This is a genomic window from Mycobacterium sp. MMS18-G62 (genome assembly GCF_053877835.1).
The window spans coordinates 4,113,238-4,131,835 of the sequence record NZ_CM132662.1 but is presented as its reverse complement, the minus strand read 5'-3'; the positions used below and the strand labels follow the sequence as shown (position 1 = coordinate 4,131,835).

Genomic DNA, 18,598 nt, shown 5'->3' with positions numbered 1-18,598 from the left:
TCGCCGAGGTTATTTCGACAGCTTGACTTTCAGGTAGTCTTCGATGCCGAAGCGTGAAAGGGCGCGACGTCGTCGCTCCGACATCTGCGGCAAGGCCGCCCCCGCGTCAATGATTTCCGGCTCGACGACGTCGTATGTCTGACCGTCAGCGGTGATCGTCGCCGAGCCCGCGGCGACCACATTGCGCAGCCAGTCGACGCCCACGCCGTACGGCAGCGGAAGAATGAAGCCGTCTGTCACGCGGTCGGCCACGACCGGTGTGGCATAACTCTTCCCTGACCGCCGTCCCGTATGCCTGATAACCGCGGCATACCAGTGCTTGCGACCCGCAAGATGCATCATCGCCGGATTGAGTACGCGCTTGTTGAACGCACGAACGGCGTCCCGGAACCGGCTGGTCGTATCGGTGGACATCGCTTCATGCTTCACGGCCAACGGCCGAGTCCGGAAGGGTCAACCGGACAGCACAGCGAGGACCAATTACCCTGCGGGACGAGCACAGCAAACCCGAGCCGTTTCGCGGGTGCATGGTGACTTTCTTCCCTATTGCCGCACCTCTTGCCTCGCAAACGATGAAGGCGTTGAATGCAACCCGAAGGGGACGTTATGGCGCCGACTAAGGCACGTGAGCTCACCAAGCAAGAACTCGACACGATCGCATGGGGCTTTCTGCGCTCCGAATTCACCAGCCAGACCTACTGCGACTGGCCGATCGACCGGCGCATCGACGCCTACCTCGAGCATCGCGGGCTCACGGACTTCGCCTACGACGGGTCGGCGTATGACGCGCTGCTCGACCGCGTCATGACCAACATCGGCCCGGCATTACGCAGGGGCATCTTGGAACCGCCCAGCCTTTAGCCGGCTCCAAGCGCCTCGATGGCGGCCTTCAGCTTCGTCCCGACCTCGTCGGCCACTGGGCGCAGTTCGGCGTCACCGGTCACCTCCACGAGCACTTCCGGATCCATCGCCTCGACCAGAACGGTGCCTTCGTCCGCGGGATCGGTGCGGACCACGACGTTGCACGGCAGCAGCAAGCCGATCTGGCGATCGACGGTGATCGCGCGGTGTGCCAGGGGCGGGTTGCACGCGCCGAGGATCAGATAGTCCTCCATGTCCTCGCCGAGTTTGGCCTTCAGCGTTGCCTGCACGTCGATTTCGGTCAGCACGCCGAATCCTTGTTCGGCGAGCGCGTCACGGGTGCGACGAACTGCCTCCTCGAAAGACGTGTGCAATGCGGTGGACAGGGCGATGCCCATGTCAACTCCTCTCCCCTGCCTCGTCACGCAAGCGCGAGAAACAGCTTCTCCAGTTCGGCTTCGGTCATCGGCTTTGTGCCGTCGGCGCTTTCACCGGTCACGCATTCACGCAAACCAGTCGCGACGATCTTGAAACCAGCGCGGTCAAGCGCACGTGAGACCGCAGCAAGCTGCGTGACCACGTCCTTGCACTCGCGACCCTGCTCGATCATCGAGATCACTCCCGCCAGCTGCCCTTGAGCGCGACGCAGCCGGTTCAGCACCGCCGCGATGGCGTCTTCGTCACCAACCATCGTCTGACTCCTTTCTCAAGCCCTGCTCCATGTTACCCGTGGGGGTATAACGACTGGTCAGGTCGCCGCGGCCGCGACGGCTTGCCGGCCGCTCAGCCTGCGCAGCGGACAGCGTGCATATCGGGTGCACGCGAACGTTATTGCGCCGGCGAGCATGGTCAGCGCGGCCGCGGCGATGCCAACCGCCGGGTGCACCTCTTGGGCGAAGATGACGGAGGACATTGCCAGGACGAACCAACCGAATGCCTTGCGCAGGCCGTCGGGGCTCACCACCGCGGTCAGGCGTGCGCCGATCAATCCGCCCGCGAGTGCCGCAGCGGTAACCGCCGCTGCGACCGCCCAATCGATGTGCACGCTGCCCAGGTGGCCCGCGAAGCCTGCGAAGGAATTCATCGCAATGACCATCAAAGCGGTGCCGACAGCCGTGGGCATGGGCAGGCCACCGAGTATCGCTAGCGCGGGAACCACGAGGAAACCTCCGCCGGCGCCCACTAAACCGGTGACTGCGCCGACGCCAAGACCCAACAGCACGATCTTGATCACTGGTAGCGATCGACAGGTATCGGCGGCGACGCCGCCCCGCCGTCCACGCAACATCGCCACGGCGGTGGCGATCATGATCAGGCCAAAGCCGATCATCAAAACGGTTCCGGGTATGAGCCGGCCAAGCAGGCCGCCGGCATAAGCACCGACCGTGCCGGCAGCGCCGAAGGCCAGCCCGGTCTGCCAGCGGACACGCCCCGCCCGCGCATGCGATATCGCGCCGACTGCGCTGGTGACGCCGACCACCAACAGAGAGGTGGCGATGGCCTGCTTGATCTCCATTCCAGCGACGTAGGCCAACAGCGGCACGGTCAGGATGGAACCGCCGCCGCCCAGCAAGCCGAGTGACGCGCCGACAAGAACCGCAAGCGCGATCGTCAAGCCGATCATGGTCGTACGCTCGCCGTCGTCTGACCGGTGGGCGGCTCGGCGAGCTGCGCCACCATGGTCCGCACATCACATGTCGCGCCCCTGTTGTAGGGCAACCGGGCGAGCAGCATTCCCATCGCGCATGTGTTGGTCAGCGCCGCAACGCTCAGCCCCGCGCCGATCGCGAAGGCCAGCCACTGGACACCGGGTACGACGACGCTGATGAGGACGCTCACGGCGACGGTCAGGCCCGCAACGAGCCGCACCTGCCGCTCGAGGTCCCAGCGCTGGGCACCCCGGTTGACCGCGAAACCCTTTGCCTCCCAGGCGGTAATCCCGCCGTCGAGGATGTGGACGTTGGTCAGGCCCGCCTTGTGCAGCGTCTCCTCGGCCTGCGTCGCACGCTGCCCGGAACGGCACACCAGTACCACATCCTGATCCATGTGCGAGACGATCTCGTCGCGGTGCTCGCGCAGCAGGTCAAGGGGAACGTTGTAGGCGCCGCGTATGTGAACGGTCTGGAATTCCCCGGACGTGCGGACGTCGATCACTCGTGGCGGCGTCGGCGAATCCAGCAGACGTTGCAGGTCTGCAGAATCGATCGTGGCCGGCATTCGTGTGTTCATTCGGTCTTCCGATCTGTTGTCGACTGGATACCCTATGGGGTATATTCATCCTCATGATACACATACCCCATGGGGTATCAAAGTGGTAGGAATAGTTATACCCCCTGGGGTACTTGTAATACCTACCGGGGTATATGTAAATAGGCGTAGCCCGAACCGATAAGCAAGGAAGAGACGATGATCCTCGAGCAGTACTACATCGAGTGCCTGTCCCACGCGTCGTACCTGATTGGAGACGAAACCACCGGCCGCGCAATCGTTGTCGACCCGCGCCGCGACATCACGGATTACCTCGACGATGCCGCCAAGTACGGCCTGACCATCGAAGGGGTGATCAACACCCACTTCCACGCCGACTTCGTCTCCGGGCACCTGGAACTCGTCGACGCCACCGGCGCGTGGATCGGGTTCGGGGAGGCTGCCGAGACTGACTACCCCATCCGCCGGCTGGCCGACGGGGAGCACATCTCACTCGGCGAGGTCGACCTGGAAATCCTGTCCACCCCCGGACACACGTGGGAATCGATCAGCGTGGTGGTGCGCGAGCACCCCGGCGCCGAACCCAAGGCTGTTCTGACAGGAGACTCGCTGTTCATCGGAGATGTGGGCCGGCCCGACCTGGTCAACATCGGCGCGAGCTCCACCAGTGATCTGGCGCGGGCGATGTATCACTCCATCCACGACAAGCTCATGAAGCTGCCAGATGGGGTGACCGTCATGCCGGCCCACGGTGCGGGCTCGTCGTGCGGCAAGAACCTGTCGACCGAGCTGACGTCGACCATCGGCGAGCAGCGCCGGACAAACCCGTCCGTGCAGCCGATGCGCGAAGACGACTTCGTCGCCGTGATCACCCACGGCCAGCCCGCGGCTCCGGCGTACTTCTCCGTCGACGCAGCGATGAACAAACGGGTTCACCCGCTGCTGGACCGGACTCGCACGATCCCGGAGTTGAACCCGGCGCAGGTCCGTCAGGCGCTCGCCGACGGTGTCCGGGTGCTGGACGCGCGCAGCGTCGACGACTTCGCCGCAGGCCATTTGCGTGGGTCGGTGAACGTCGGGTTCGACGGCCGCTTCGCCGAAACTGGCGGCATCGTCGCCGATATCGGGGACGAGATCGCGCTGATCGCCTACCCCGGTGAGGAACAGGACGCCGCGCTGCGGCTGGCCCGCGTCGGCTCCGACAACACCATCGGGTATCTCAATGTGGACCGCAACGGCGGGTTCCCGGTCGAACTGTCGGACCTCGTGCGGACTGCGCCACGCGTCAGCCCGGCCGAACTCGACGGGCTGCTCGCCGAGGACGCTGTGATCCTCGTCGACATCCGCAACCCTGGCGAGGTCGAACTTGGCCGTATCCCGGGATCGGTCAATATCCCGTTGGCCCAGTTGCGGAACCGACTGGACCTGTTGCCGTCCGACAGGCCGATCGTGGTCCATTGCGCCGGTGGCTGGCGGTCCAGTGTGGCGGCCTCGCTGCTGCGCGCACATGGTTTCGACAACGTGTCGGACCTCGACGGTGGATACAACGCATGGCTTGACGCCCATGCGATCGCCTAACCGCTTGCACCCCAAGCTATCTAGAAGGAGAGGACAATGACGACCCATCTAACCTTGGCCGATTTCGAATCGACGATCCTGGATAACCCCATCGTGCTCGTCGACTTCTGGGCATCGTGGTGCGGGCCGTGCCGGGCCTTCGGGCCCGTCTTCGAACGGTCGGCGAATAGTCACCCCGACATCGTGCACGCCAAGGTCGACACGGAAGCCGAAGCGGAGCTCGCCGCCATTCTCGACATCACGTCGATCCCGACGGTGATGGCCTTCCGCGACGGGGTGCTGGTGTACCGCCAGCCCGGCGCTATGCCTCCCGACATGCTCGAGGACTTGATCCGCCAGGTTGAGGGACTCGATATGGAAGATGTGCGTGCTGAGATCGCCGCGCGCAAAGCCGCGGCCACGCCCTAATCCGCTCAGGAGGAGTTATGTGTTACCCCGTGCCGTGCCGCACATGCGGAAAGACCGGGTGGGCGGGCTGTGGTCAGCACGTCGACGAGGTCATGAGGACCGTACCGGCTAGCGAACGATGTAGCTGCCGGCCGGATCCCGTCAGTGGTGGGCAGGATCGCGCAGCGCGCCGAGCCGATCTCGGTACTCGGTTTCGCTGATCTCGCCTCGCGCAAAGCGCTCGGCCAATATCTGCTCCGGCGTGGGCGGGGACTGCCCTGTCCGCCGTTCGCCAGATAGAAACATCACCAACCCGACGATCCCCGCGATCAGCAGACCCCAGAACAAGATCATGCCGATCCCCATGCCGGCGTACCCCCACCAACCCATGTCATGGTCGTACCAGAACATCATCTTGATCACTCCTTCGGACAACGCTGACTGCCATCGTCGTCGTCGCCGCGTCATTCGCACAGAGTCGAAATGCTCTAGGCCGCCGTATGGGACTACCGACATCAGACCGAAGGACTAATGGCCCTCTTCGGGGTTCCACCAGCTGAATAGCTTCACTACGAAGGCGGTGCTACCGCTCGCGGGCTAGGGGGCTGAGGGGAATGGCCATGAACTTGGAGACAGCTGCTGTTTTGGTCGCGATCGTCGTCGCCACTGTTGCTGTGCTGGCATTGTATTTCGCCTCGGACAGACTGGAAAAATAGGCGACACGGCAGAACACCGGGACCGGACACAGAGAGGGTTCAGATGCCAGAATCTGCCCCAAGATACGGAGTCCTGGTGGCTGTCGACGGATCGCCCGAATCCGACGCCGCTGTTCGCTGGGGAGCGCGCGAAGCGGAAATGCACCATGCTCCACTCACTTTGGTACACGTCGTGGTGCCGGTTGTCGTGTCTTGGCCAGTAGCTTCGCTACAGACGAAATTTGATGAGTGGCAAGAGGAGAACGCACAAGAGGTTCTCGATCAGGCTCGAGAAGCCGCGCACTCCAGTCTCGCTCAGTCCGAGGTCGGCAACGTGCACACGGAGGTGCTGCACGGATACGCCGTTCCAACGTTGGTCCAGGCCTCGAAGGACGCGCAGATGGTCGTGGTCGGCAGCCGCGGCATGGGGGCGTTCGGCCGGGCAGTGCTTGGTTCGGTAAGCAGCGGTGTGGTCCACCATGCGCGATGCCCTGTCGCGATCATCCATGCCGACGAAGCGCAAGCGCCCGACCCCGCCTCCCCTGTCTTGCTCGGCATCGACGGCTCACCGGCATCGGAGAAAGCCACAGCTATGGCGTTCGACGAAGCATCGCGCCGAGGGGTTGAATTGGTGGCGCTACATGCGTGGAGTGATGTCGGGGTCTTCCCGATTCTGGGTATGGATTGGCACGAATACGAGGACCAGGGCCGCGAGGTGCTTGGTGAGCGCCTCGCGGGGTGGCAGGAGCAGTACCCGGATGTCGGCGTCCGTCGACGGATTGTGTGCGACCGGCCTGCACGCTGGCTGGTCGATGAATCAGAACAAGCTCAACTGGTGATCGTCGGCAGCCGCGGTCGTGGAGGGTTCGCCGGGATGCTGCTCGGCTCGGTCAGCACCGCGGTGGCGGAGTCGGCAAAAGCCCCCGTGATCGTGGTCCGTGACTAGGGGCGCAGCCATGCCGAAATGTCCGAACGGGCACTCAAATCCGAAGGATCAGCAGCTGTGCCAGGAGTGTGATGCGCTGATCATTTCGTCGCCCAAACGGTTGTCCAACCACACGCTGTGGATCATCTTGTCGACAAGTGTGGTCGCCGCGGTCTTGTTGGCCGCGATTCTCGGCGTTGTGGTCATGCGGCGTTCAGGGACCCAACCGCCATCGACCCCAACGGCTGGTGCCAACGCCATGATGCAGCAGTGGTGGTCGTCGGCGCACGAGCATTTCGATGAATTGCAGTCAGCGGTAAGCGATTCCCAGCAAGCGTTGAAGCGTCAGGATGACGCAACCCTGCAGAAATCATGTCAGGTATTGCACGATGCCGGCACGGTCAAATTGCGGGCTCATTTGCCCGCACCAGATCCGGATCTGACCGCTGAACTCGACGCTGCGATCAACGATGCACACGACGCCGCGCATATGTGCCTGTCGGCCATCAGCGGGTCACAGAACAACTACGCAGGTGAATTCGTCTCCAACCTCGATCAGGCCGAAATGCACCTCAAGGCGGCACTGGACATCGTCAACAAGGGCCTGCTCACAGCCTGACGCTGTCACTGCAATACGGAATTACCGCCGCAGCACGAGGACCGACGATCCAGCGTGCCGATACAGCGGATGCCCCTGCGGCCCAACGATTCGCGTCAGCTGATCGGCCTCTGAGCCACCGATGACGACGAGCTGCACCTTCGGCCGACAGAGGCGAAAGACTCTTTGCTGTCGCAGTGTCCTGCCTATGACCTTCGCCGGGACCTAATCCCCTATCCCGGCGTTTGGTGTACCCGTAATTTCGCCGACATGTCCGTTCCTGACCACGATGATGCGGACCAGCCACCAGTGAGCCACGCTGGTCAGCCTTTGGACATGGTCCTGGGCCCATTCGCGAGAACCGGTCGCTACTACGCTCAGTCATGGCGCGACTATCTCGATCGCAACGCGGGCGAGCTTCCAATTGCGCGACCCACGGTGGCTCTCGCCGCGCACGCGTTTCGCGACGAGATCGTCCTGCTCGGGTTGCGGGCCCATCGACCGGTTAGCTATCCGCAGGCGTTTGACCGGATCAACCGCGAGGTGACCGCCGCGCTCGACTTCTACGGGAAACGCGGATGGCTGGACAAGCCGGAACAGTTCTTCGCTCCGCCGCCTCCCCTTACCGACGTCACCATCCGGCAGGTCAAGAACATTGGCCGCACCTACGAGCGCATCACGTTCGAAAGCAGCTACACACCACGCAAAGGTGAGCCCGGCCGGGCACGGTGGCTTAGCTATAGCGCAAACAAGCACGAGTACGCATTGATGTTGCGTCACAAGGATCCTCGGCCGTGGGTGGTATGTGTACACGGCGCCGAGATGGGCAGGGCAGCACTGGATCTGCTGCTGTTCCGAGCATGGCATCTGCACACTGATCTCGGCCTGAATGTGGTCTTGCCCGTGCTGCCGATGCACGGGCCACGTGGACGTGGACTGCCTAGGGGCGCGGTATTTCCCGGCGAAGACGTGATGGACAACGTGCATGCCACCGCACAGGCGGTGTGGGATATCCGGCGGCTGCTGTCCTGGATACGCGCACAGCAGCCTGACTCGCCCATCGGCCTGAACAGCATCTCGCTAGGGGGCTACGTCGCATCGCTGGTCGCCAGCCTCGAGGACGGGCTGACGTGCGCCATTCTCGGAGTTCCCGTTGCTGATCTGATCGCGCTGCTAGGGCGACACTCCGGACTGACCCAAGACGACCCGCGCCGCCATACAGTGGAACTCGCCGAGCCGATCGGGCGCATGGTGTCGCCGTTGTCCCTGACGCCCCGCGTGCCGATGCGCGGCCGCTTCATCTATGCCGGAATCGCCGACCGGCTCGTCCATCCTCGCGAGCAGGTCATCAGGCTGTGGGAGCACTGGGGCAAACCTGAGATTGTGTGGTACCGCGGCGGGCACACCGGATTCTTCAGCTCACGACCGGTGCAGCGCTTCGTCGACGCCGCACTCATGCAGTCGGGTCTTCTCGACAGTTCACAGGCGGCATCCGACCCCGCCCAACCCGCATAGGTGAGCCCGCCAATGGACTGGGTCGACCCGCTCGGTGCGGCAATGCTTTTGGCGGATGTGGTCTCGAACCCGTTGAACATCGGCGCGGTGATGATCGTGTCCCCGCCCGCACATGCCGGAGCGGACTACATCGATCAACTACATCAGATGACGATCTCCGGACAGGAGCCGACCGACCCGCGATTGCGTCGGTACCCCCACCGGGGTATGGAAACCGGCGGTCTTTGGGCCTGGAAAGAAGCTGATCAAGTTGATCTGCGTCAACACTGCCTGCGACGGACGCTGGAACGAGGCGAGGGGCCTAAGGGATTGTGGCGGTTGGTCAGTCGACTGCATGCCGAGCCACTCGACAGGTCCCGCCCCATGTGGATGTCCTATTTGATCGACGGGCTCGACGATGGGCGCTTCGCGGTCTACCTGAAGATTCATCACACGGTCGTCGATGGTGTCGCCGGCTTGCAAATGATCACACAGGCGCTGAGCACTGATCCGCAATGCCGATCGATGCCAACGTTTTTCACACATTCTGCACCGCCAGCACCCAGCAAACGCAGCGGCCTACGAATACCGAATCCGGTGTGGATGATTCGTTCGATGTTGGGGACCGCGGCATCGAGCCTGGCGCTCGCTGAACGGGTGGTTACCGGCGAGGCTGCCGATCTCATGGCCGGGTTGGTGCTGGATACCGATGTGCTACCTCTCGGCGCACCGTTTACCCGTTTCAATGGCCGGCTCGGTCACGAGCGCACTGTTGCCGCCGGCAGTTGGGACAAGAGCCGAATCCGGGCTGTGCAGCGGGCGGCAGGCGTGACGGGCAATGACGCGGTGACGGCAGTGGTCGCCGGTGTCTTGCGCCGTTGGATGCTCGACCGCCACGAACTGCCGGAGCGGTCACTGGTGGCCATTTGTCCGATCACCGTTCGCGGCAGGAACGAACTACCTGGTGAAGGGGACGGAAACCGGTTCGGTGCCTGGTTGTGCCCGTTGGGCACCGACCTGGATGATCCCGCTGAGAGACTAAACCTCATCCATCGCTCGATGTCCGAGGGAAAGCATCAAGTCGCGAACCGCGGCTCGGCAGCGTCGATGTTGTTGCTCGCGACCAGCATTGCGCCGACGGTACTGTTCCCGATGCTGCCGTTCGTACCGAAGGCCCGTACCGGATACAACCTTCCGATTTCCAGCGTTCCGGGTCCGGCAAGCGAATTGTATTGGAATGGCTCGCATGTCGACGAGATCTATCCGGTATCGGCGGTTTACGACGGTCAGGGACTCAACGTCACGACGTTCTCATATGCCGACCACATCGGAATCGGATACGTTGCGGGCAGCGACGTGGTGCCTGACATCGACACCTTGATTTCGCTGACCGAAGAGTCGTTGACCGAGTTGGAGGCGGCGGTGGGAGTTGGCAGTTAGCCTGCGGGCGTGATCAATCCGTAGTGCCCGTCGTAGCGGTGATAGATCACGCTTCCACGGCTTTGGGCGATGTCGAGGTTGGCCTGCGCGATCACCGGCCGCTCGACCGCCGGGTCATCGTGCTTGGTGAGTTTGACGCGGGCGTGCAGCACAGGACGATGAGTGAGCGGCCCGAGTGCGCCGATCTTCTGTCGCGCATAGTCCGCCGCACCGGGCAGTCGGCCGTGGGTCGTCACGTCGATATCGAGAAGTGTTGGTAGTTCGGTTCTCTGCCGCATGATTTCATTGGTACGCTGCGGTTCATTGGCACTACCAGGGCCGAAAGTCACTGCTGCGTTGCGCCTCCCGACTGTCCTCACTTATCCCTGAAGTGGTGCGTGATACCCGACTGAACCGATGCAATCCGCTGGCGCTCCCGCTCGTCGGCGGCGCGCTGTGCGGCGGCCGTCACGATGATTGCGTCTGGACCCGGAAACACCATCGCGGCGTGATCGCTGTCGAGCCAATGCACCATGTACGGCGGGGAGCCGTCATCCGAGTGCACTTCGGTGATCAGTCCCCTCTGATCCGGCTTGTCGATGGTGTAACCCTTCATCACCAGCCAGTCGCCCACCACGGCCTTCATCCCTGACTCCTTCCTTGACTTGATCGGCGTCCGAAGCGACACCCGTGAAGTCGGGCCTTCCACAACGAACGGTGCCGCACCTCACTCAGACGGTGTGCTCAACGCGAGCAGTCGTGCCACACCTTGCTCGATGCCACGCGCGAGTTCATCGACATCGGGGGTCGCGTCGTAGTCTGCCGTGATCCCGAACACGAGTTCATCGGCGTAGCTCACAATCGCAACCCCGCTTCGCAATTGAAGGGCGATGGGCGGTATGGGATACATGCGTAGAACCTCTTGCCCCATGACGCGCATCCGTTGCCGCGGGCCGGGCACATTGGTCGCCACGGTTACCACACCGCGTTGCGGCAACTTCGTCAGCGCGCGAACAGTCCAGGCCGTCAGGGGAAATGGCACCATGTTCATCGCGGCGACGACGATTCCCCCCGCTTGACGTTGACCGCTGGCCTTGCTCTTCGCCAATCGTCGGTGCACCTCTTGCAATTGCTCTACCGGGTCCTGCTTGTCGACGGGGAGGAACGGGAGCATCAGCGACACACGGTTGTCGGTGACATCCTTTGAGTCATTTGAGCGAATAGACACCGGGACCAATGTCCGCAGTGAGTTGCGGCGGGGTTGCTCTCCCCGGCGCACGAGCGCAGCCCGAAAACTGTCTGTGATCGCTGCCAACGCAACGTCGTTCACCGTCACGCCGAACTTCTGACACACCTGGGCCACATCTGCGAGGTTGACTCGCGCAGCGCTGTAGCGCCGCATCGTGGTGACCGGCCCGTTCAATGACGACTCTGCGGCCGGATTCAATAGGCCATCGGCGATTTCGACGGCACCTTGGATCGCCAGCGCTGCTGCGCTCGCCGCACTGTTGGCTAGATGCCATGCGCTGCTCGCCCAGTTCAGTGGGTTCAGATCCACCGACGGGAGGCTGAAAGGCTTGTCGGGTGGCTCGTTGGCGGCGCGGATCTTCGTTGCGAACGTGTCCCCCTCGCCCCCGTCGCTCAGCCCCGAGAATATGTGCATCGTCGCGATCCCGTCGGCCATGCAGTGATGGATTTTCATCAGCATCGCCCAGCGACCCTCTGCCAGTCCTTCGATGATCCAGCACTCCCACAACGGGCGTTCACGGTCCAGGCGCCGCTCCATGACGTCGGCGGCGAACCGGAACAAAGCCTCGTCGTCGCCGGGATGCGGTAGCGCAGCCAGATGGATGTGATGAGACACATCGAGGTTCGAGGCATCCACCCATTCCGGCGGACCTAGATCGAGCAGGTGTGTGCGCAGCACCTGCCTGAATCGCGGGACCTTGAGGACTCGCTCGGCGATGCCCGCCGTCAGCTTGTCGGAATCGGGCATGGGGCCTTCGATGACTGAGATCGCGCCGACCGCAAGGCTGACATGCGGGTCGGAGTCCTCCGCCTCGAGGAAACCTGCATCGAGGGTGGAAAGGTGTTCCATGAGTCGACTGTCCGCCGTGGGGCCTGTCATCACGAGAGGCAGAGGTCCCCTGCCGCTGAGGACCAGTTGCCCTAGGTGGACCCCACCGGTGTGACGACGATTGGACCCATGACGGCAGCCGACACCGACCGCACGATCCTTGACGGGGCGATGCCCCGGTTCGATGCGGCGATAGCCAAGCACGTCATGGTCGCTGCCGACCCGGCGACCACCTATGAGGCCGCCCGTACGCTCGATCTACTCACGGTCCGAACACCGTTACTGGCGGTATCAATGTGGATTCGCGCCCTGCCGGCCCGCTTGCTTGGCCGAGCGGCGCCGTCACTGCCCGAGCTCACGGTGGTCAACGGTGGCCTCCCCGGCTGGCTTGCGCTTGGCGAAAGGCAAGGCCGGGAAATCGCCTTTGGCGCTGTCGGCAAATTCTGGCAAGCCGTCATCGAATGGCTCGAGGTGCAGCCGAGCGAGTTCAGCGAGTTCACCGAGCCCGGCTGGGGCAAGATTTCTGCTAACTTCGTCGTCATCCCCTATGGAGAACGCTCAGCGCTGTTGAGATATGAATGCCGAACTATCACAACGGATCCCGTATCGCGACGGCGGTTTCTGCGCTACTGGCGCTTCATCCGGCCCTTCGTCGGCCACATCATGCAGGCAACGGTGAACCAGATCAAGGCCGATGCTGAGGGGAGCAAATGATGCGTGTTCTGATCGCTTTCGGCTCAAAGCGAGGCGGCACGGCAGGCCTGGCTGACATGATCGGCGATGCGTTGCGGGAGTTGGGCTGTGAAGCGGTCGTCAGCCCCGCCGACGGCATCTACGACCTCAGGGAGTTCGACGCAGCGATCGTCGTAAGCGCGTTGTACGCCAACAGATGGCATCGTGACGCTCGGCGGTTCGTCCGACGAAACACCGCGGCGCTACGCGAGCTGCCGGTCTGGCTGGTCAGTAGCGGGCCCCTTGATGACTCAGCCGAACAGAATGACATTCCGCCCACCAAGCAGGTCGCCAAGCTGGCGCATCGAATCGGCGCCCGCGGTCACGTCACGTTCGGTGGCCACCTGTCGGCCCACGCGACGGGTTTCCCTGCCTCGGCGATGGCCAAGACACATGCGGGCGACTGGCGCGACTCTGCTCACGTCCACCGATGGGCAGAATCAGTGCTGACCGACCTCGAATCCCGACAGTCTGCGGGCGCGTAGGCCCCGAGTTCTAGATCGCCAGGCAACAAATCTGCTGGGCTTCGGCGACGGACTCCGCCAGCGGCCGGCCGGTGTCGATGTGATGGCCGTCGAACGAAGCGGCGTCGGCCAGCGCGGCGGCTATCTCAGGCGTGGCGTCCGACGCCGATGGGCCCCTGCCCCGAATCCGTGCCGACGCCTGTTCCAACTCCACCGAGCAGGTGAATTCCACTAGCGGCGAAGCGGTTTGGTCGGCCAGCAGCCGCGCGCGTTTGCGCTGCCGCGAATCACGCCATGTTCCGTCCAAGATCACCGACGAGCCGTCAGACAGCGCTGCCTCTGCCCGCCGCAGGACCTCGTCGTAGACCTCGGCGATGTTCTCCGGTGTGTACAGGCCGGCGTTCAGCTCACCGGCCTCACCGGTGATAGCGCCCGCCTGCTGCAGCTCTTTGCGCACATCATCGGTCGAAATCACTTGTGCACCAAGTTGTTTAGCCAACGCACGCGCAAGCGTGGTCTTTCCGCTGCCGGGTCCGCCCCCGACGATCACCAGGCGCACCGTGCCTGCCCGTAGATGCTCAAGCGCAATGTCGATGTGCCTGCGCGCATCCGCGGCGGCCTCGGCATGTCCTTGCGTCACGCGGATGCAATCGACCTTCGCCCGGACTATTGCACGGTAGGCGATGTAGAAGTCCTTCAACGCCTGTGGCGCGGTGTCGCCGGCCCGCCGGCAGTACTCATCGAGGAAGTGGTCGGCAAGATCTTTGCGGCCAAGGAATTCCAGATCCATCGCCAGGAAGGTGGCATCGTCGATGCCGTCGACGTAACGCAGATGATCGTCGAACTCCAAGCAGTCAAGCAGCGCAGGCCCGCTCGGTACGCAGAAGATGTCGTCGGCCAGCAGATCGCCATGTCCGTCGATGATCCTGCGGTCGGCAATGCGCCGGGCGAACAGTGCGGCGCGGCCCCGGCCGAACTGCGAGACCAGTCTCGCGACCTCGCGAACTGACTCACGCCCGACCACGGTCCTATACCGCGCCAGCTCTTCGAGATTCTCGTGCCAGCGCGCCGCGACGGCGCCGACGCCGGCGTGCGTGTCGATGACATGGCTGCGCTTCGCATCGGCGTGGAAGTCCGCCAGGAGTTCGGCGATCACGCTCAGGTGATGCCGGACCGGCTCGCCGTCCTTGACCATCGAGGACAAGCGAGCGGAGTCCGGGTAACGGCGCATCACGATCACGGGTTCGTCCGCATCGTTGTCCGTGTCGCTGAAATGAGCTACGCCCAGGTAACTGTCCGGCGCCAACCGGCGATTGAGCGTGACTTCGTGGTCGCAGGCCCGCTCGCGACGCTCCACCGTGCTGAAGTCCAGGAAATCGGTGACGATCGGTTTCTTGGCCTTGTACGCCTTGTCCCCGATCAGGACGACCACACCGGTGTGGGTCTCGTGCACTTGCGCATCGAGATTCCCCGTGGCCTCCGAAGGTAGTTCGAGCTTGGCCGCCGTCGCGCACATGGTGTTCACATCCTCAAGATTCCACTGCTCCATCAGCCAATACAGGGCCCTAAGACCCCGGCTTCGGGACCATTGGCCCTGGGCGTTATCGCAGGTGGTGGCCGAAAGTGGTGACTATGAGCAAGCAGAGCTCCGCCACGCCGGAAAGTGTGTTGACCCTCAACACCGTCACAGACGCCGTGTACCTGGCTTCCCGCGCACCTTCGATGCACAACAGCCAGCCGTGGCGCTGGGTGTTGCAGGGAAAGACGCTGCAGCTGTTCGTCGATCCGAACCGAGTCATCCGCTCGGCCGACAACTCGGGCCGGGAGGCGCTCATCGCCTGTGGCGCGACGCTCGACCACTTCCGTGTCGCGATGGCAGCCGCCGGATGGATCGCCCACGTCGAGCGGTTTCCGAACCCCAACAACCTTCTCCACGTCGCCTCAATCGAGTTCAGCCCGCTGAAGTTCGTCACCGAGGCGCACCGCCGCCGCGCCAATGCCATCCTGCTGCGGCGCACCGATCGACTTCCGTTCGCCCCACCGCCGGACTGGGATTCATTCGAGTCGGAATTGCACGCCACGATCGACGAGGAGTCGGTTCGCCTCGACACCATCGCCGACGAGCTACGGCCACAACTAGCCGAAGCTTCCCAACTCACCGAGTCGCTGCGCTTGTACGATTCGTCCTACCACGCCGAACTTCAGTGGTGGACAGCCGATTTCGAGCTCGGAAGCGGTATTCCTCATTCGTCATTGGTGTCAGCCGCCGAAAGCGATCGTGTTGACATCGGCCGCAACTTCCCGGTCACACATCACAGCGAGCGGCGCCAATCGGTCGCTGAAGACCAGTCGAAAGTCCTTGTGTTGTCGACCTACGACGACTCACACGACGCCATCCTGCGGTGCGGCGAAACACTGTCGGCCGTGCTACTCGACGCCACGATGGCCGGGCTGGCCACATGCACACTGACCCACATCACCGAGTTGGAAACGAGCCGGGCGATAGTCGCCGGCTTGATCGGGCAGAGCACCACGCCGCAGGTGCTGATTCGCATAGGTCTGGCCCCTTCACTCGACGACGTGCCTCCCCCGACGCCGCGGCGGTCGATCAACGAGGTCTTCGAGGTCCGCGAACAGGACCAATGACCCGGCAATAGGGCCTTTCGCCTCTCCGCGCCTGGCGGCGGCATCGATAGCGTCGAAGTATGCGAGACCAGTTGTCATTACCTCCAGCGGTCGTAGTCGGCATAGACGGTTCGCGATCCGGGCTCGAGGCCGCTCTGTGGGCCGTCGACGAGGCGATCAGTCGCGATATCCCGTTGCGCCTCGTATACGCGATCGATCCGGGTACCGCCGGTGATGACCCTCAGGACATGGCCCGTGAACTCGCCGCGGGTGAAGTAGCCGTCCGGTATGCCTACACGGCAGTCGAATCGACGAACCGACCCGTCAAGATCGAAGTTGAAATCCTGCAGGAACGGCCGACACGCGCGCTGATCGAGGCGTCGCGATGGGCCGCGATGGTGTGTGTCGGCTCGGTCGGCCTCAAGCACAGCGCACAGGGCCGCATCGGGTCGACCGCCGCGGCGCTGGCATCGTCGGCTCACTGCCCCGTGGCCGTCGTCCGCAAACACGATCCGCACCGGGACCACCAAAAATGGGTGGTCGCCGAGGTCGACGAATGCGCGGGCAGCGACGGCGTATTGCGGCGCGCACTGGAAGAGGCGGAGATGCGCGACGCCCCGCTACGGGTGTTGACCACCTGGCAATCTCGCTTCACCGACATACACGACTGCAATGCGGTGGCCGACGGTAACCGGATGGCGAGGGCGCAGCTCGACCGCCGGCTGGCGCAGTGGAAGAAGCGCTACCCGGATCTGGACGTGCGCGCAGTGGCCGTCCATAGCAGCACGCTGAACTTCCTTACCAAGAACGCGAGTTCGATTCAGCTTCTCGTAGTGGGACACGAACGGCGCCAGGGCATCACTTCGCTGCTGGGCCCGCCGGGCTATGCGGCGCTGCACAACTCCGATTGTTCAGTCTTGATCTGCGAACCTCAGAACGTATTGTGAGCGCTACATCGACCGACGCGGCAACATTTATGGAGGGCCTTCGAGTGGTGAAAGTCTTTCTCGTCGACGACCACGAAGTTGTCCGGCGAGGACTGATCGACCTCCTCAGCGCAGACCCTGAACTCGAGGTCGTCGGCGAGGCCGGATCGGTGGCTCAGGCGCTGGCACGGATTCCCGCTCTTCAGCCCGACGTGGCGGTCCTCGACGTCAGGCTGCCCGACGGCAACGGCATCGAACTATGCCGAGATCTGCTGTCCCGGCTGCCCGAGCTGCGCTGCCTCATGCTGACGTCGTTCACGTCCGACGAAGCGATGCTGGACGCAATACTGGCCGGCGCCAGCGGATACGTGGTCAAGGACATCAAGGGCATGGAGCTCGCCGAAGCCATCAAGGAGGTGGGCGCGGGCCGGTCCTTGCTCGACAACAGGGCCGCGGCGGCGCTGATGGCCAAGCTGCGCGGCGCCGCTGAACAGTCCGATCCGCTGTCCGGGCTCAGCGACCAAGAGCGCGTACTGCTGGACCTGCTCGGCGAGGGCCTGACCAACAAGCAGATCGCGGCGCGGATGTTCCTCGCCGAAAAGACCGTCAAGAACTACGTGTCACGGTTGCTCGCCAAGCTCGGCATGGAGCGCCGCACACAGGCGGCTGTGTTCATCTCCAAGCTCGATCAATCTCAGCGCCGCCCTGAGGAATAACGGTTCAGGACGGACGCGCGACGATCACCGGGGTGCGCGCCGACTGTGCGACTGCGGCGCTGACCGAACCGAGAAGCATTCCCGCGAATCCGCCGCGGCCGTGGCTGCCGACGACCGTTAGTTGCGCGGACTCCGACTGCTCGAGAAGTTGATGCGCCGGCCGGTCCAGCACGACGACACGGCGAACCGTCACATCGGGATAGCGCTCCTGCCAGCCCGCCAAGCGTGCCGCCAGAGCCTCTCCCGCTTGCGCCTCAAGGGTTGACCACTCGAGACCGGGCAGCTCGTAGGCGGAGTCGTCGCTCCATGCGTGGACCGCGACGAGCTCAACGCCGCGACGCGACGCCTCGTCGAACGCGATCGCCGTCGCCGACTCGGAGGCGGGCGAACCATCGACGCCGACGACGACGGGAGCCGTCTCTGAGCCGGGCATTGAGGCGTCGTCGTGGATGACGGCGACCGGGCAATGAGCGTGATGGACGAGGGCGGAGCTCACCGATCCGAGCAAGCGTCGGGCAAGCGCGCCAAGCCCGCGGCAGCCTACAACCACCAGTTCGGCCTCCTTCGAAAGGTCGATCAGCGTTGCGGGCGGGCTGCCGCTGATGACCTCGCTGCTCACCTCAATGCTGTTGGGCCCCTTCATCGCCGCCTCGGCGGCCTGTCTGGCGAGCGCGAGGATCTCGCTACCGTTGAGTTCGTACCAGTGGTGCAGCTCAGGCGGATTGGGTACTTCGGGCCACGTCTGCGGCAGCGACGCCGGAATGACGTGGATGAGGCTCAATGGAAGGTCTCGTAACGACGCTTCGTGAGTTGCCCAACTGACGGCGGCCTTTGACGCCGCCGAACCATCGACGCCGACGACGATGCCGACACGGGCCTTAGGGGTGGACATC

General features: G+C 63.7%; 24 protein-coding genes. 13 read left to right on the top strand and 11 right to left on the bottom strand.

The window, feature by feature from the left end; all coding sequences use genetic code 11:
• Window positions 1-9: 9 nt before the first annotated feature.
• Window positions 10-414, bottom strand: a complete 405-nt coding sequence (locus ACWW36_RS20695) for a nitroreductase (protein WP_456137840.1) — start codon at window positions 412-414, stop codon at window positions 10-12.
• Between the two features lie 192 nt (window positions 415-606).
• Between ACWW36_RS20695 and ACWW36_RS20690 the strand changes: the two genes are divergently transcribed.
• Window positions 607-861, top strand: coding sequence for a hypothetical protein (locus ACWW36_RS20690; RefSeq protein ID WP_456137839.1), 255 nt, complete (start codon window positions 607-609; stop codon window positions 859-861).
• Here ACWW36_RS20690 and ACWW36_RS20685 read toward each other — a convergent pair.
• From ACWW36_RS20685 to ACWW36_RS20670, 4 genes are read right to left on the bottom strand one after another with little or no spacing between them, the layout of a single operon-like run.
• Window positions 858-1,259 carry a DUF302 domain-containing protein gene (locus tag ACWW36_RS20685; protein WP_456137838.1) on the bottom strand — a complete coding sequence of 134 codons (402 nt, stop codon included), beginning with the start codon at window positions 1,257-1,259 and terminating at the stop codon, window positions 858-860. The two genes, ACWW36_RS20690 and ACWW36_RS20685, sit on opposite strands and share 4 nt — an antisense overlap.
• 23 nt (window positions 1,260-1,282) lie before the next feature.
• Window positions 1,283-1,552 (bottom strand): metal-sensitive transcriptional regulator, encoded by a 270-nt coding sequence (locus tag ACWW36_RS20680; protein WP_456137837.1) that lies wholly within the window; start codon window positions 1,550-1,552, stop codon window positions 1,283-1,285.
• A 57-nt stretch (window positions 1,553-1,609) separates the two neighbouring features.
• Complete coding sequence (locus tag ACWW36_RS20675; protein WP_456137836.1) at window positions 1,610-2,485, bottom strand: sulfite exporter TauE/SafE family protein; 876 nt, start codon at window positions 2,483-2,485, stop codon at window positions 1,610-1,612.
• A complete protein-coding gene (locus ACWW36_RS20670; RefSeq protein ID WP_456137835.1) occupies window positions 2,482-3,090 on the bottom strand; it encodes a rhodanese-like domain-containing protein in 609 nt (202 codons plus the stop codon). Before ACWW36_RS20670 ends, ACWW36_RS20675 begins: the two co-directional genes overlap by 4 nt.
• A 177-nt stretch (window positions 3,091-3,267) precedes the next feature.
• Between ACWW36_RS20670 and ACWW36_RS20665 the strand changes: the two genes are divergently transcribed.
• Genes ACWW36_RS20665 through ACWW36_RS20655 form a run of 3 tightly spaced genes read left to right on the top strand, consistent with a single transcriptional unit; the run spans window position 3,268 to window position 5,255 of the window.
• Window positions 3,268-4,647: an MBL fold metallo-hydrolase gene (locus ACWW36_RS20665; RefSeq protein WP_456137834.1), complete on the top strand. Its 1,380-nt coding sequence runs from the start codon at window positions 3,268-3,270 to the stop codon at window positions 4,645-4,647.
• Window positions 4,648-4,683: 36 nt separating this feature from the next.
• Window positions 4,684-5,055 (top strand): thioredoxin, encoded by a 372-nt coding sequence (trxA, locus tag ACWW36_RS20660; protein WP_456137833.1) that lies wholly within the window; start codon window positions 4,684-4,686, stop codon window positions 5,053-5,055.
• Window positions 5,056-5,072: 17 nt separating this feature from the next.
• Window positions 5,073-5,255: a hypothetical protein gene (locus ACWW36_RS20655; protein ID WP_456137832.1), complete on the top strand. Its 183-nt coding sequence runs from the start codon at window positions 5,073-5,075 to the stop codon at window positions 5,253-5,255.
• Here ACWW36_RS20655 and ACWW36_RS20650 read toward each other — a convergent pair.
• Entirely contained in the window at window positions 5,197-5,448 is a 252-nt protein-coding gene (locus ACWW36_RS20650) for an SHOCT domain-containing protein (RefSeq protein WP_456142568.1), read from the bottom strand. The genes ACWW36_RS20655 and ACWW36_RS20650 overlap by 59 nt on opposite strands.
• 345 nt (window positions 5,449-5,793) lie before the next feature.
• Here ACWW36_RS20650 and ACWW36_RS20645 point away from each other — a divergent pair, with 345 nt between their 5' ends.
• The 4 genes from ACWW36_RS20645 (at window position 5,794) to ACWW36_RS20630 (ending at window position 10,186) form a co-directional block, all read left to right on the top strand.
• On the top strand, window positions 5,794-6,675 hold the full coding sequence (locus tag ACWW36_RS20645) for a universal stress protein (RefSeq protein WP_456137831.1): 882 nt from the start codon (window positions 5,794-5,796) through the stop codon (window positions 6,673-6,675).
• Window positions 6,676-6,685: 10 nt separating this feature from the next.
• Window positions 6,686-7,273, top strand: a complete 588-nt coding sequence (locus tag ACWW36_RS20640; protein WP_456137830.1) for a hypothetical protein — start codon at window positions 6,686-6,688, stop codon at window positions 7,271-7,273.
• A 315-nt stretch (window positions 7,274-7,588) separates the two neighbouring features.
• A complete protein-coding gene (locus ACWW36_RS20635; RefSeq protein WP_456137829.1) occupies window positions 7,589-8,767 on the top strand; it encodes an alpha/beta hydrolase family protein in 1,179 nt (392 codons plus the stop codon).
• A 12-nt stretch (window positions 8,768-8,779) separates the two neighbouring features.
• A complete protein-coding gene (locus ACWW36_RS20630; RefSeq protein WP_456137828.1) occupies window positions 8,780-10,186 on the top strand; it encodes a wax ester/triacylglycerol synthase family O-acyltransferase in 1,407 nt (468 codons plus the stop codon).
• Here the strand turns inward: ACWW36_RS20630 and ACWW36_RS20625 are convergent.
• The 3 genes from ACWW36_RS20625 to ACWW36_RS20615 all read right to left on the bottom strand — a co-directional run bounded on the left by ACWW36_RS20625 (window position 10,183) and on the right by ACWW36_RS20615 (window position 12,263).
• Window positions 10,183-10,464 carry a hypothetical protein gene (locus ACWW36_RS20625; protein WP_456137827.1) on the bottom strand — a complete coding sequence of 94 codons (282 nt, stop codon included), beginning with the start codon at window positions 10,462-10,464 and terminating at the stop codon, window positions 10,183-10,185. The two genes, ACWW36_RS20630 and ACWW36_RS20625, sit on opposite strands and share 4 nt — an antisense overlap.
• 77 nt (window positions 10,465-10,541) lie before the next feature.
• Window positions 10,542-10,811, bottom strand: coding sequence for a DUF1918 domain-containing protein (locus tag ACWW36_RS20620; RefSeq protein WP_456137826.1), 270 nt, complete (start codon window positions 10,809-10,811; stop codon window positions 10,542-10,544).
• 81 nt (window positions 10,812-10,892) lie between these two features.
• Window positions 10,893-12,263: a WS/DGAT/MGAT family O-acyltransferase gene (locus ACWW36_RS20615; RefSeq protein ID WP_456137825.1), complete on the bottom strand. Its 1,371-nt coding sequence runs from the start codon at window positions 12,261-12,263 to the stop codon at window positions 10,893-10,895.
• 108 nt (window positions 12,264-12,371) lie between these two features.
• Here ACWW36_RS20615 and ACWW36_RS20610 point away from each other — a divergent pair, with 108 nt between their 5' ends.
• On the top strand, window positions 12,372-12,956 hold the full coding sequence (locus ACWW36_RS20610) for a hypothetical protein (RefSeq protein WP_456137824.1): 585 nt from the start codon (window positions 12,372-12,374) through the stop codon (window positions 12,954-12,956).
• Window positions 12,956-13,459 carry a flavodoxin domain-containing protein gene (locus tag ACWW36_RS20605; RefSeq protein ID WP_456137823.1) on the top strand — a complete coding sequence of 168 codons (504 nt, stop codon included), beginning with the start codon at window positions 12,956-12,958 and terminating at the stop codon, window positions 13,457-13,459. The genes ACWW36_RS20610 and ACWW36_RS20605 overlap by 1 nt, the downstream gene beginning before the upstream one ends.
• A 10-nt stretch (window positions 13,460-13,469) precedes the next feature.
• Here the strand turns inward: ACWW36_RS20605 and ACWW36_RS20600 are convergent, their stop codons facing one another.
• On the bottom strand, window positions 13,470-14,954 hold the full coding sequence (locus ACWW36_RS20600; protein ID WP_456142567.1) for a bifunctional aminoglycoside phosphotransferase/ATP-binding protein: 1,485 nt from the start codon (window positions 14,952-14,954) through the stop codon (window positions 13,470-13,472).
• 116 nt (window positions 14,955-15,070) lie between these two features.
• On the opposite strand from ACWW36_RS20600, the gene ACWW36_RS20595 reads away from it, so the two are divergent.
• Genes ACWW36_RS20595 through dosR form a run of 3 tightly spaced genes read left to right on the top strand, consistent with a single transcriptional unit; the run spans window position 15,071 to window position 17,705 of the window.
• Complete coding sequence (locus ACWW36_RS20595; RefSeq protein ID WP_456137822.1) at window positions 15,071-16,084, top strand: Acg family FMN-binding oxidoreductase; 1,014 nt, start codon at window positions 15,071-15,073, stop codon at window positions 16,082-16,084.
• 59 nt (window positions 16,085-16,143) lie between these two features.
• Window positions 16,144-17,010 carry a universal stress protein gene (locus ACWW36_RS20590; protein WP_456137821.1) on the top strand — a complete coding sequence of 289 codons (867 nt, stop codon included), beginning with the start codon at window positions 16,144-16,146 and terminating at the stop codon, window positions 17,008-17,010.
• A 44-nt stretch (window positions 17,011-17,054) separates the two neighbouring features.
• The gene (gene dosR, locus ACWW36_RS20585) at window positions 17,055-17,705 is read left to right on the top strand and encodes a hypoxia response regulator transcription factor DosR/DevR (RefSeq protein WP_456137820.1); all 651 of its coding nucleotides are present in this window, start codon (window positions 17,055-17,057) and stop codon (window positions 17,703-17,705) included.
• Between the two features lie 4 nt (window positions 17,706-17,709).
• On the opposite strand, the gene ACWW36_RS20580 is transcribed toward dosR, so the two are convergent.
• Window positions 17,710-18,597, bottom strand: a complete 888-nt coding sequence (locus ACWW36_RS20580; protein WP_456137819.1) for a universal stress protein — start codon at window positions 18,595-18,597, stop codon at window positions 17,710-17,712.
• Between the last annotated feature and the right edge of the window lies 1 nt (window position 18,598).